Below are 12,775 nucleotides of genomic sequence, written 5' to 3'. Positions count from 1 at the left end.
GGGCAAGGTGGCTCTGGTCGCGGTGATGCGCAAGATGCTGGTGATCCTCAACGCCCGCAAAAGGGATGCGGAGGCCCAGATGGCCTCCGCATGACAAGACAGTTGCTACAGAAAGCAATCAACGGCCCGGTTGGGCCGCTTTTGCTTCTGATCTTCTTTTTCTTTTCCGTGGGTGGACGCAGCCGGGAATTCTCAGGGGTCGGACGGGATGGGTTCGCGGGACCGTTGGCGCCATGGATGGCGCCATCGAGCCTCCAGGGACGGGTTTACGGCGTGTCCCGCGAATCCATCCCGTCCGGCCCAGCTCGGATATAGGCAGTCGAGCAAGCGCGACGCTGCGCGGGCGACCACCCACGAGGGGCTGCGCCGTTGGCTGGAAACCCTCTCCGTTAGGAGGTCGTTAAAGATATGTAAGCATTCTGCTGCGATCCCGCAGTCATCTGCATGCAACCGATCATCATTAGTCTTCGTGACGTTCCAGTCAGCTTGGTCGCGGTAAGCTCTACCCCGATGAGCTCGCAAGTACCGCTCATCGTGTGCAGTACGCAGTAGCAATTTGGAGGAAGACATCACATGGCAATCGTTCTTTATGTCGGTGGTAGCAAGGATGGCGAGAAGGGCGTGGTGCCCTACGGCTTCAGCAAATCCCGCGCCGACACCGCGCTGGGGCCGGAGTTCTACACGGAGCGGTTCATGGAACTGCAGGGTGTCGGCAAGGTCCGGTTGATGGCGCTGGAGAGCCTGCGTGACGACATCGTCATGCAGCGTGCGGCCCGCCACTACCGCTGACCTTGGCAGTACGCGGCAGGGCGCGCTCCACCATCGCGCGCCCGCGCCGGCATCCCAGCCCCGGGCCAGTCCGAGCCCCTTGCCAGGATGCCGGCGTCCAATCCGGTACCTGCCCGCTGAACCGCCCCCTGTCAACGCCTTGTCCCTGGCCGCCGCCCGTTGCAAGAATGGGTCTTTCCCGTAATGCGGCCTCGACCGGAAACAATGCACGACGCCAAGCACGCCCAGCGCCAGCTCGCCCAGCAGATCGCCCAGACCATTGCCGATGAGATCGGCGCCCAGTCCTCCCAGGTCAGCGCCGCTGTCGGCCTGCTCGATGAAGGTGCGAGCGTTCCGTTCATTGCCCGCTACCGCAAGGAAGTCACCGGCGGCCTGGACGATACCCAGTTGCGCAACCTGGAAACCCGGCTGACCTACCTGCGCGAACTGGAAGATCGCCGTGCGGCTGTCCTGGCCAGCATTGGCGAACAGGGCAAACTCAGTGACGACCTGCGCAACGAGATCCTGGCCGCCGACACCAAGAGCCGGCTGGAAGATCTCTATCTGCCCTACAAACCCAAGCGCCGCACGCGCGCGCAGATCGCCCGTGAAGCGGGGCTGGAGCCGCTGGCTGATGGCCTGCTCGGCGACCCCACGCGTGATCCGCAGGTGTTTGCCGCCGGATTCGTTGACGCCGACAAGGGCGTGGCCGACACCAAGGCGGCTCTGGAAGGCGCCCGCGCCATCCTCATGGAGCGCTGGGGCGAGGACGCTGCGCTGGTCGGTGAGCTGCGTGCCTGGTTGAGCGATAACGGTGTGATCCGCGCCCGCGTCGCCGAGGGCAAGGAAACCGAGGGCGCCAAGTACCGCGACTATTTCGAACACGCCGAAGCGTTGGCGAAAATTCCCTCGCACCGCCTGCTTGCGCTGTTCCGGGCGCGTCGCGAAGAGATCCTGTTCCTGGAGCTGGATCCGGGCAAGGATGCCGAAGCTGGCCATCAATATGCCGAAGGACGCGTGGCCCACAACGCGGGCATCCGCGACGCAGGGCGCGCAGGTGATCGCTGGCTGCTGGATGCCTGTCGCCTGACCTGGCGCGCCAAGCTGCACATGCATCTGCTGCTGGACCTGTTCAACCAGGCTCGCGAGAAGGCAGAGGCCGAGGCCATCGCGGTGTTCGGTGACAACCTGAAGGACCTGCTGCTGGCGGCGCCGGCGGGCCCGAAGAGTGTGCTGGGCCTGGACCCGGGCATCCGCACCGGCTGCAAGATCGCCGTGGTCGACGCCACCGGCAAGCTGGTGGCCACCGACACCATCTACCCGCACGAGCCCCGCCGCCAGTGGGAGCAGTCGCTGCAGACAATCAAGCAGCTTTGCGTGAAGCACAACGTGCAGCTGATTGCGATCGGCAACGGCACCGCCAGCCGCGAGACCGACAAGCTGGCCGGCGAGGCCATCAAGGCCCTGGGCGACAGCGCGCCGCAGAAGATCGTGGTCAGCGAGGCCGGTGCCTCGGTGTATTCGGCCTCGGAAACGGCAGCCCGGGAGTTCCCGGATCTGGATGTGTCGATCCGTGGTGCGGTGTCGATCGCACGTCGCCTGCAGGATCCGCTGGCCGAGCTTGTCAAGATCGAGCCGAAGGCCATCGGCGTCGGCCAGTACCAGCACGACGTGGACCAGTACCGCCTGGCGCGCGCGCTGGATGCGCGGGTCGAGGATTGCGTGAATGCCGTCGGCGTGTACGTCAATACTGCTTCGGCCGCACTGTTGTCGCGCGTGTCGGGGCTGTCCTCGACCGTTGCGGAGAACATCGTGCGCCACCGCGACGACAACGGTCCGTTCAAGCGGCGCAAGGATCTGCTGAAAGTCTCGCGACTGGGCGAAAAGACGTTCGAACAGTGCGCCGGCTTCCTGCGCATCGCCGATGGCGATGAGCCGCTGGATGCCTCGTCGGTACACCCCGAGGCGTATCCGGTGGTCGAGCGCATCGTCGCCAGTACCGCGCGCCCCATCAAGGCGCTGATCGGTGACGGCAGCTTCCTGCGAGGCCTCAAGGCAGAACAGTTCACCGATGCGACGTTTGGTGTGCCGACCGTGCGCGACATCCTCAAGGAACTGGAGAAGCCCGGCCGCGACCCGCGACCGGAGTTCAAGGCCGCCCGCTTCGCCGATGGCGTGGAAGACATCAAGGATCTGCGCGAAGGGATGGTGCTGGAAGGGGTGGTCAGCAACGTGGCCGCATTCGGTGCGTTCGTCGATATCGGCGTGCACCAGGACGGCCTGATCCACATCTCGGCGCTGTCTGATACCTATGTGAAAGACCCGCGCGATGTGGTCAAGGCCGGTGACATCGTCAAAGTGAAGGTGCTGGAGGTGGATGTGCCGCGCAAGCGCATCGCCCTGACCCGGCGGCTTGACGATACGCCCGGACAGGCCACCAGCCGTCCGGGCAGCCGCGACGAACGTGGCCAGGGACAGGGGCCGCGCCGCGAGGCAGGCAACCCGGGTCCGGCCCGTGGCCAGGGGCGCAACCCCGGCAGCGGCGGGCGTCCGGCGCAGGCCGCGCCGCCCGCCAACAATGCCTTGGCTGAGGCATTCGCCCGGGCCAAGCGCAGCTGAGTCTGTCCCCCCGCGTGGCCCGGCCGGGCGGGGGGACTTGTCGATGTTCCCCGGCAATGCGCACACTTGCGCCAGGACGGGGGGCCACTGGGCTGCCCCGCTGTCGCCGGGGAGGCCATGACGTCAGCACCATCCGCCTTGTTCCGTGACGGCTGCGGCGCGTTGCCGCGGTCTGCGGGCAACTGCGCCGGCAGGGGCGGGGACTGATGGCCGACCAGGGCAACGCCGGAAACGCACTGCTCGAGCGCCGCCTGCAGGAGCTGGCAGAAGAGCGCCGCCGGCTTGCGATGATCATCGAAGGTACGGCGGCCGGCACGTGGGAATGGAACGTGCAGAGCGGGCAGATGCGGGTCAACGAGCGCTGGGCCGAGATCGTCGGCTACCGGTTGCACGAGCTGGAGCCGATCTGCCAGAAGACGTTCATCGCGCTGGTCCATCCCGATGACCTGGCGCTGTCCGATGCGGCGCTGCAGGCGCATTTCGACGGCCGTACCGACCACTATGTCTGCCTGCTGCGGATGCGCCACCGCAATGGCCAGTGGATCTGGATCCATGACCGCGGGCGGGTGTTCGAGTGGGATGGGCAGGGCAGGCCGCTGTGGATGGCGGGCGCACATGCCGACGTCACCGAACTGCAGCAGGCACGCCAGGACGCGGCCGAGATGCGCCAGCGCCTGCAGGCGGTGGTCGATGCGTCCGATGAGGTGGCGGTGATTGCCACCGATATCGACGGCACCATCACCCTGTTCAACACCGGCGCGCAGCGCCTGCTGGGTTACAGCGCCGCCGAAGTGGTCGGCACGCGTGGCCTGGACGCCTTCCATGACCCGGAGGAACTGCAGGCCTGGCTGCAGCCGCTGGCGGCGGCCGATGGGCAGTTGCCCCGGGTGTTCGAGGCGCTCAGCGCACGCGCCGATGGGCAGACGTATTCGCAGCAATGGACCCTGGTGCGCAAGGATGGACAGCGCCGCCAGGTGCGGCTGTCGATCAGCCGCATGGATGGCACCGATGGCGAGCGCATCGGCTATGTGGGCATGGCCATCGACATCACCGAGATCCTGCAGGCACGCGCCGAGGCGCGCCTTGCCGCGGACAAGTTCGCCGGTGCCTTCACTTCGGCGGCGCTGGGCATGGCACTGGTGTCGCTGGAGGGGCGCTGGCTGGATGTGAACGACGCGCTGTGCCGGATTCTCGGCTACAGCCGCGAAGAACTGCTGCAGGTGGACTTCCAGCGGCTGACCCATCCGGCCGACCTGCAGACCGATCTGGGCCTGGTGCAGGATCTGCTGGCCGGCCGACGTGGTTCCTATCACCTGGAAAAGCGCTACGTCGGCCGCGATGGCAACACCATCTGGGCGCGCCTGTCGGTGTCGCTGGTGCGCAACGAGCACGGGCAGCCGCTCCACTTCGTCTCGCAGATCCAGGACGTCAGCGCGCAGCGCAGCAGTGAACAGCGCTTGTTCGAAAGCGAGCAGCGCAGCCGCATCACCCTGGATGCCGTGGCCGACCTGGTGCTCAGCGTGGCGCTTGATGGCCGCATCGAATACGCAAATGCCGCTGCCGTGCGCCTGCTTGCCGGGGATGGTGCGCTGTCGCTGGCCGGGCACAACGTGCAGGACGTGCTGGCGCTGACCACCGAATATGCGCCGCAGTCGCAGCTGGACGTTGCGGTGCTGCTGGACCCGGAGGGCAATGCGGTGGACCTGCATGCCGATCTGCTGCTGCGGATGGGGTCGGCCACCGTGCCGGTGGACCTGACCCGGGCCTGGCTGCGCGACGATGAGGGCCATGTGCGCGGCGCGGTATGGGTGCTGCGCGATGACACCCAGCAGCGCGCCCGCCAGCGCGAGGCGCGGCACCTGGCCGAGATGGATCCACTGACCGAGCTGGGCAACCGGCGTGGCTTCGAGGTACACCTGCAGCAGGCCATTACCCGTGTCGAGCGGACCGGCCAGGCCGCCTCGCTGATGTACATCGATCTGGACCGCTTCAAGCCGATCAACGACACCTGGGGGCATCTGGCAGGTGACGCGGTGTTGTGGGCGGTGGCCAGCGTGCTGCGCCATGGCGTGCGCGATTCGGATGTGGTCGCCCGCCTCGGTGGCGATGAGTTCGCGGTGATCCTGTCCGGTTGCAGCCCGCGGCGCGCGGCGCGTATCGGCGGGGAGCTGCTGCATACCTTGTCCAACCTGTCCATTCCGTGGGACCAGAGCCTGCTGCGGGTCGGTGCCAGCATCGGCATCGCGCCGCTCGCCGTGGGCATGAGCGTAGACCAGGCCGTGGCCGCCGCGGATGCGCAGTGTTACCGGGCCAAGGCGATGGGCCGCAACAACGTGCAGGTACAGGGAGAATCGGTGGAGCTTCCTGGCCAGGCAGCTGGCGAGATGAGCGACGGCTGATCTCATCCCGTGAGAGGGGGCGCGCCAATACTGCGCCCGGTCCCTTTCGCAGGAAAACGACATCATGGTCTGGATTCCCGTGGCGCTGCGCGCCTATGCGCCCTCCATCGTCGGCTGGTGGCTGGCCGTGGCAGGTGGGCTGCGGCTGGAGCAGCTGCGTGCCGATCACCTGGCCCGGCAGCTGGCGCCCGCCGTGCAGTGGGGCGTGATCGCGATGCTGCTGCTGACATCGGCGTGCATCGTGGTGACCAGCGCGATGCTCTGGCAGGGCCGGCGTTGCAGTGCGGGCAGGAAGGGCCTGCCCGCCGCAGGGCTCAACGAGCGGGCATGATCGCTGCAGTGGTGCCCGTCTCAACGCAGGATCTGTTCCGCATCAACCAGCTGTACATCGTGCATCTGGTCAAGGTAGGCCTCGTAATAGCCCTTGTGCGAGGAACCAACGATGGCCAGCAGGCGTGTACCCGGATGCAGCCCCAGTACCTCGCGGATGTTGGCGACCATGCGCAGGTTCCGGGTTTCCCAGTAGCCCACGTAGTTGCGGCCATAGGCCTGCGGTGACGGCTCGACCAGCGCTGCGCCGAAGTCGGCCTGGTAGGCCTGCAGGCCCACGTCCGGGCGGTTGTACTGGCGATAAAGCGCCATCACACCGCCGGGCTTGTCGATGGCGGCATACAGCGGCACGTCCGCTTCGTGCAAGGCGTTGGCATGCGGATTGTTCCAGGCCTTCATCATTGCCTCGCCAGCGGCCTTCTTGTGTTCTGGCGGGGTGGGCGAATCCGCGGTGTGATCGTCAACCGCCCACAGGCGCTCCAGCCCCAGCCGCGCTGCGAGGACGGCGGCCAGCAGATTGGTTTCGTTGCGGCGGACCACGGCCTTGTCCAGGATCTCGACCAGCGCGGCGTCCAGGCCATCGCCGGCAATGCGCTCGGATACCGGCAGGCGCAACCATTGCACCAGTGCCGACCCACGTTCGCCTGCGGCCAGGAACACGGCCGCCAGATGGCGCCGTTGTGCTGCAGTTGCGGTCGCCGGCCACGCGGCCAGCAGGCGTTCCATTTCGGCATTGGCGTCGGGGACATCCAACCCGGTAGCGGCGCGTGCTGCGTCGGTGTCGAAGCAGTATGAGGCGATGCTGTCGGTGTAGCGCGCGCGGTTGCGGCGCATGAAGTCACACTGCAGCCCCGACAGGTTCTCGGTGGCAATGGCCTCCGGCCGCCAGCGCGCCAGGCGCTGCAGCAACGGCTCCAGCATCGCCGGCTGGAAGCTGTCAGGCAGGCTCGACAGATGTGCGGTGCCCAATACAAGCACTTCGTTGGGACGGCCAACGGGTGGCCCCTTCAGCTGATCCGGGTGGAAGCTGGGGCGGAATCCGGTGTCAGCGGCCTGCACGCCGCTGCAGCACGATGCGAAAAGAAGGACAGCGGTCAGGCGTCGAAACATGTGGCCTCCGTGGTGGCGTGCGAACGCCAGTCGATGAGCGCATTCTGCCCATGCCAAGCATGGCTGCAGACCTCCCGTTGGTCATTGCAACCTTTCCAGCGTCTTCGGCATCCCCATTGCTGCGGTGCTGGTACAGAATAGGGGCTGGAAGCCTTCTGGAAGCACGTCATGGATGAAATCGCGCCCATCGTGGCCGCAGGCGCGGTGCTCGGCGCCATTGCGGGTTGGATAGGGCCAGGTCGCTGGCGCTGGCAGTTGCTGCGGCTGTCGCCGTTGCTGCTGCTCCCGGTCGCGTTCCACATCCTTTCCACCCGCAGTTGGCTGTTCGGCGGCGGTGGGCCGTGGGTAACCCCGTCCCTGCTGGTGCTGTTCGGCAGCGCAGGCTATCTGCCGGCACTGCTGGCAACGATGCTGCTGCGCTGGCTGGCGCGGCGTAGCAGTGACCGGGATCTGCAGCCCTAAAGTTGCCGCCGGCTTCGCCGATACCGTGTCTGGAGTCCACTGCAGGCTTCCACTGCCGGCCCAGAGGCTGCCCCCGATGGGCGGCCCGCGTCGCTTGTTGCACCGCTGTTTGATACCGATCGCAGCCGCCCTACTGTTTCCTGCCAGTCGCTCGAGTGACGCCTTCCGGCGTCTGCACGTCCCAGGCAATCGAAGTTGCCGCCGGGCATCCCGCCCGTCGGGTCGCAACCTCTACCGGACACCGAGGATCAGACGATGCTTATTCCAGGCTTTACGGCAGGTGCGCAGGCGCCGGCCGACGTGATTGCCCGTTGGTCACCGTGGCGGGCGCTCCAGGACGTGCTGGGTGCGCAGCGACGTGCCACGGAAGTGGCCGAGCAGCGTCGTCGGCATGCGGAGCTGGAGGCGCAGGTCGCGGCGCTGCATCGGGTCCAGGCGGTCATCGAGTTCAGCCTCGACGGCAGCATCCTGCAGGCCAATGACAACTTCCTGCAGGCGCTGGGCTACCGCCTGGATGAAATCCAGGGCAGGCATCACTCCTTGTTTGTCGATCCTGAGCATGCGCGCAGCAGCGAGTACCGCGACTTCTGGGCGCGGCTGGGACGGGGCGAGTTCGATGCCGGGCAGTACCAGCGCTTCGGCAAGGGCGGGCGCGAGATCTGGATCCAGGCCTCCTACAACCCGGTGCTGGACCCGCAGGGACGCCCTTACAAGATCGTCAAGTTCGCCACGGACATCACCGCCCAGAAGCAGCAGGCGGCAGAGTCTGCGGGGCAGCTCGCGGCCATCGACAAGTCGCAGGCGGTGATCGAATTCAGCATGGATGGCCGCATCCTCACAGCCAATGCCAACTTCCTTGCCGCTACCGGCTACACCCTGGAAGAAGTGCGTGGACAACATCATTCGTTGTTCGTCGAGCCTGACTACCGGGCCAGCGCCGAGTATCGCCAGTTCTGGGAAAAACTCGGCCGCGGCGAGTACGACGCTGGCCAGTACCGGCGGCTGGGCAAGGGCGGTCGCGAGGTCTGGATCCAGGCGTCGTACAACCCGATCCTGGACGTGGGCGGGCGGCCATTCAAAGTGGTCAAGTACGCCACCGACATCACCGCGCAGGTGCACGCCAACCAGGCCATGCAGCGCGCCGTGACGCAGACCCGCGAGGTGGTGGCAGCCGCCAAGGAAGGCGATCTGACCCGGAACATCGCCATGGGCGACAAGAGCGGTCCGATCGCTGAACTCTGCGGAGGCGTCAACGCGCTGGTCGAAGCGATGGCGGCGATCATCGGCCAGATCAAGTTTGCGGCCGATACCATCGCGGTCGGTGCCAGTGAGATTGCCGAGGGCAACAACGACCTGTCCCAGCGCACCGAGCGGCAGGCGGCGTCGCTGGAAGAAACCGCAGTGTCGATGAAGGGCCTGGCAGAGACCGTGCAGCGCACCGCCACCAATGCGCGCCAGGCCAGCGAGCTGGCCGGCGGCGCTGCCGATGTGGCCGCGCGCGGTGGCCAGGTGGTGCACGAGGTGGTCTCGACGATGGCAGTGATCAACGCCTCCTCGCGGCGCATCGTCGACATCATCGGCGTGATCGACGGTATCGCCTTCCAGACCAACATCCTGGCGTTGAACGCCGCCGTGGAAGCCGCGCGTGCCGGTGAGCATGGGCGCGGTTTTGCGGTGGTGGCAACCGAGATCCGCGAGCTGTCGCAGCGCTCTGCCGGAGCCGCCAAGGAAATCAAGCAGCTGATCGACGCGTCGGTGGCCAATGTTGGCGCCGGCACCGCGCAGGTTGAAAGCGCGGGGCGGACCATGGACGAGATCGTGGTCGACGTGCGCCGCGTCAGCGACCTGGTGACCGAGATCAGCACGGCAGCCCAGCAGCAGAGCGACGACATCCAGCAGATGAACCAGGCCGTGGACCTGATCGACCAGGGCACGCAGCAGAATGCCGCGCTGGTGGAAGAGGCGTCTGCCGCAGCACGCAGCATGGAGGAGCAGTCTTCGCAGCTGCTGCAGACGGTGGCGGGATTCCGCGTGCATGCCGGGGCCGGGGCAGGGCACGGGTTCGGTGGCCACGCGCCGGCGTTGCGGGTGGTGTAGTTCCGGGTGGCCTTGCCGGTCCGGCGCGGACCGGCAGGTGTTTCAGGTCCGCTCGATCGCAGGCTGCGACAGGGTGCTGGCATACATCCAGAAATCGCGCGATCGACCGCGGACCTGGCGATAGGCGTGCAGCAGGCCCTCGCGGCGCATGCCGACGCGTTCCAGGACGGCGATCGAGGCCTGGTTGCTGTCCAGCACCGTTGCCTGGATGCGTACGCAGCCTAGCGCGTTGCGGGCCCAGCAGATGATCGCCCGCGCGGCCTCGGTGGCAAGGCCGCGACCGCGACAGGCGGGGGACAGGTCATATGCCAGTTCGGCGCGGTGGTGCAGCCGATCGATGTCGTTCAGGCCGACGGTACCCATCAACTGGCCGTCGCGATCGAGCAGCGCCCAGCGCAGGCAGGTTGCGTCCGGTGAACAGGTTGCGATCAGCTGCTGCAGAGCTGCGGGGGAGACGTCTCCCCAACTGGTGTGTTCGATGACGCCGGGCAGCGAAAGGTAACTGGACCAGGCGCGTGCATCCGTCGCCGCCAGCTCGCGCAGATGCACAGGTGTGGAGGAAGGGCGGGGAGATTCGACGTTGCCATCGCGGCAGTGTCGGTGGCGTGCACGCAGGACTGCAAGACCGAAAACGAGAAAGGCCAGGTCGTGGACCTGGCCTTGATCGTTGGTGCCGGTGAAAGGACTCGAACCTTCATGGGGTCACCCCCGGCTGATTTTGAGTCAGCTGCGTATACCATTCCGCCACACCGGCAGCAGCGGGCTAGTGTACCTGAGGCCGCAGGGCGTTCATAGAGGCGCTGACAGGCAGTGCTGAAATGCGGGCTCTGTCGGTATCAGCCGGTGGCTGGCTATACTGGGGGCGGCTTAACAGGGGCAGGAGCGGGAGCCGATGTCAGCGTTGCAGGACCTGCGGGTGCTTGTGGTCGAAAATGACGAGATGAGTGCGGCGCTGCTGCAGATGCAGCTGGTGCAGTCCGGCGCTGTGGTGGTGGGGTTGGCTGCTTCGGTCGCCGAGGCGTTGCGCCTGCTGGAAGCCGCCGCGCCGGATGTTGCCCTGCTGGACTATCGCCTGGCCCGCAACGAAACCTGCGAGCCGGTTGCTGCTGCCCTTGCCGCGCGCAACGTCCCGTTCGTGCTGGCCACCGGCATGACGGCGGATCAGCTGCCGGCGGCGATGCAGCAGGGTGTATTGCTGATCAAACCCTATCTGTCGGCGGATCTGACCCGGGCGCTGGTCCGTGCGGTGGGTCGTTCCAGCGCCAAGGCCTGAGCCGAAGCAGCGCAGTAGGCGGCGTTCCCACTGGGTGCGGAGCCGTCAGGCAGCCTCTTCATGGACATAGCGGATGTCTTCGCGGTCGTCGAGGATGGCGTACTGCGCGGCCAGATTGTCCGGGTCGGGATTCAACCATGCGTCCAGGTGCTCGGCGCGGATCGGCAGCACGCCGCGGTCATGACCGGCGGCGGCGACGTCGGCCGATGGCGAATCGGTGATGGTCGCAAACGACAACAGGCGTCCTTCCGGGCCCTCCCATTCGGCCCACAGGCAGGCCAACAGCAGGTCGCGCGGCGGATCGGGACGGAATTCCAGCACCACGTCCTGTGCCTTTTCATCCTGCTCCAGGTGGCGGCCGGCAATGGCGTGGCGCGGCACATGCTCGTAGAACGCGCGCACCACCACCACGCCATGATGGCGCCCGAACGCGCCGCGCCAGTAACCTTCCAGGCTGTCACGGCGCGCGTTGTAGGTGCCCGGATAGAGTGTGTCGTGGCGGGCCGGCGAGTCCGGCAGACGACACTGGTAGCGCATCGGCCGGATCACCCGGCGCCCGTTCTCGCTCACCATCACCGGCGCATGGGAGCCGGGGAAGATGCGGTTGTCGCGTGGCAGCAACTGTTCGCGGTGCAGATCGTCCAGGCGAGCCTGTGCGCGTTCGATGCGGTTGCCGGCGACCCGCAGGTCGTTGCGCGCCTTCTGCGTGGGGCGTGTGGCCAGGGTGGCGCTGGCGATGTCGCGGCGCTCCCGTTGCCGGGCCAGCTCGGCCTGCAGCGCCAGGCGTTCCTGCGCATGCCATTGCTGGATCTTCGCCACGATGTCGCGCCCCTGTTCGGTACGGGCACCAGCGAAGCCATCGTCCATGGCCTTGGGCGTCTTCGGTCGCTTCTTGCCCGGATCGTGGGCGTAGAGTTCGGCGAAATCCTCCAGCGAAAGCACCGCGCCAAACTCACGGACCAGTTTGGCGTAGTCGGCGCGGATCAGGGCGGAGTAGCACATGCAGGGTCGACCGGAGGGTGGGTCGCGGCAGGTGCGACGCAGATGCTGCAGGATAGCCAGACTTTCAGGGAGATGTCGTATGAGTGATCCGGTGACGGTCCAGTTCCGCGAGGCGGTGCCGACGGTGGAAGACTATTGTCAGTTGCGTGTATTGGCAGGCCTCAGCGCCAAGACCCATGAGGCCGCGACGCGCGCGCTGCCCAATACCGTGTTCGGCGTCTGTGCCTACCAAGGCAGTGAGCTGGTGGCGATGGGCCGGATCATCGGTGATGGAGGCTGCCATCTGCAGGTCTGTGATATCGCCGTGTTGCCGCGCCTGCAGGGCCAGGGCCTGGGCAAGGCGGTCATGCAGCGGTTGAGTGAGTGGATGCAGGGCAACCTGCCGCCGTCTGCCTATGTGAGCCTGTTGGCCGACGGCGAAGCGCATCGGCTGTATGCCCAGTTTGGCTTCGCAGCGACGGCGCCGGCGTCGACCGGCATGTACCGGCGGTTCTGACGCAGGATCCGGGCGTGGCGTGGACGGGACCACGCCATGCCTGGATGTGGCTGGCCGGGAAAAGCCAGGCAAAGAAAAACCCCGGCCGAAGCCGGGGTTTCAAAGATTTGGCGTCCCCACGGGGATTCGAACCCCGGTCGCCACCGTGAAAGGGTGATGTCCTAGGCCTCTAGACGATGGGGACGCACGAAAAACTTCAAGTTGTAGAACTTTCGACGG

11 protein-coding genes and 2 tRNA genes are annotated in these 12,775 nt (G+C 66.6%); 8 read left to right on the top strand and 5 right to left on the bottom strand.

Annotation, left to right across the window (positions count from 1 at the left end; all coding sequences use genetic code 11):
- The first annotated feature begins 573 nt into the window (after nucleotides 1-573).
- From ACVOLJ_RS20430 to ACVOLJ_RS20415, 4 genes are all read left to right on the top strand, one after another.
- Complete coding sequence (locus ACVOLJ_RS20430; protein WP_025879252.1) at nucleotides 574-789, top strand: hypothetical protein; 216 nt, start codon at nucleotides 574-576, stop codon at nucleotides 787-789.
- A 204-nt stretch (nucleotides 790-993) separates the two neighbouring features.
- On the top strand, nucleotides 994-3,387 hold the full coding sequence (locus tag ACVOLJ_RS20425; protein ID WP_481564956.1) for a Tex family protein: 2,394 nt from the start codon (nucleotides 994-996) through the stop codon (nucleotides 3,385-3,387).
- 206 nt (nucleotides 3,388-3,593) lie between these two features.
- Nucleotides 3,594-5,786, top strand: a complete 2,193-nt coding sequence (locus ACVOLJ_RS20420) for a PAS domain S-box protein (protein WP_481564955.1) — start codon at nucleotides 3,594-3,596, stop codon at nucleotides 5,784-5,786.
- Nucleotides 5,787-5,850: 64 nt separating this feature from the next.
- Nucleotides 5,851-6,117 (top strand): hypothetical protein, encoded by a 267-nt coding sequence (locus ACVOLJ_RS20415; protein WP_475279124.1) that lies wholly within the window; start codon nucleotides 5,851-5,853, stop codon nucleotides 6,115-6,117.
- Nucleotides 6,118-6,137: 20 nt separating this feature from the next.
- Here ACVOLJ_RS20415 and ACVOLJ_RS20410 read toward each other — a convergent pair whose 3' ends face one another.
- Entirely contained in the window at nucleotides 6,138-7,226 is a 1,089-nt protein-coding gene (locus tag ACVOLJ_RS20410; protein ID WP_481564954.1) for a DUF5694 domain-containing protein, read from the bottom strand.
- A 168-nt stretch (nucleotides 7,227-7,394) separates the two neighbouring features.
- Between ACVOLJ_RS20410 and ACVOLJ_RS20405 the strand changes: the two genes are divergently transcribed.
- Nucleotides 7,395-7,688: a hypothetical protein gene (locus ACVOLJ_RS20405; RefSeq protein ID WP_481564953.1), complete on the top strand. Its 294-nt coding sequence runs from the start codon at nucleotides 7,395-7,397 to the stop codon at nucleotides 7,686-7,688.
- Nucleotides 7,689-7,943: 255 nt separating this feature from the next.
- On the top strand, nucleotides 7,944-9,785 hold the full coding sequence (locus ACVOLJ_RS20400; protein ID WP_481564952.1) for a methyl-accepting chemotaxis protein: 1,842 nt from the start codon (nucleotides 7,944-7,946) through the stop codon (nucleotides 9,783-9,785).
- A gap of 42 nt (nucleotides 9,786-9,827) precedes the next feature.
- Here the strand turns inward: ACVOLJ_RS20400 and ACVOLJ_RS20395 are convergent, their stop codons facing one another.
- Together ACVOLJ_RS20395 and ACVOLJ_RS20390 are read right to left on the bottom strand one after the other, a co-directional pair.
- Nucleotides 9,828-10,334 (bottom strand): GNAT family N-acetyltransferase, encoded by a 507-nt coding sequence (locus tag ACVOLJ_RS20395; protein WP_481564951.1) that lies wholly within the window; start codon nucleotides 10,332-10,334, stop codon nucleotides 9,828-9,830.
- A gap of 119 nt (nucleotides 10,335-10,453) precedes the next feature.
- Nucleotides 10,454-10,539 (bottom strand) — tRNA-Leu (locus ACVOLJ_RS20390).
- 138 nt (nucleotides 10,540-10,677) lie between these two features.
- On the opposite strand from ACVOLJ_RS20390, the gene ACVOLJ_RS20385 reads away from it, so the two are divergent.
- A complete protein-coding gene (locus tag ACVOLJ_RS20385) occupies nucleotides 10,678-11,058 on the top strand; it encodes a response regulator (protein WP_481564950.1) in 381 nt (126 codons plus the stop codon).
- A gap of 45 nt (nucleotides 11,059-11,103) precedes the next feature.
- Here the strand turns inward: ACVOLJ_RS20385 and ACVOLJ_RS20380 are convergent, their stop codons facing one another.
- The gene (locus tag ACVOLJ_RS20380; protein WP_481564949.1) at nucleotides 11,104-12,060 is read right to left on the bottom strand and encodes an SOS response-associated peptidase family protein; all 957 of its coding nucleotides are present in this window, start codon (nucleotides 12,058-12,060) and stop codon (nucleotides 11,104-11,106) included.
- A gap of 79 nt (nucleotides 12,061-12,139) precedes the next feature.
- Here ACVOLJ_RS20380 and ACVOLJ_RS20375 point away from each other — a divergent pair, with 79 nt between their 5' ends.
- On the top strand, nucleotides 12,140-12,556 hold the full coding sequence (locus ACVOLJ_RS20375; protein WP_475279117.1) for a GNAT family N-acetyltransferase: 417 nt from the start codon (nucleotides 12,140-12,142) through the stop codon (nucleotides 12,554-12,556).
- 108 nt (nucleotides 12,557-12,664) lie between these two features.
- Here ACVOLJ_RS20375 and ACVOLJ_RS20370 read toward each other — a convergent pair.
- Nucleotides 12,665-12,740 (bottom strand) — tRNA-Glu (locus ACVOLJ_RS20370).
- Nucleotides 12,741-12,775 lie beyond the last annotated feature (35 nt).

The sequence above is a fragment of the Stenotrophomonas sp. STEN046 genome, assembly GCF_056759755.1.
This window is presented reverse-complemented; position numbering and strand designations above follow the sequence as displayed.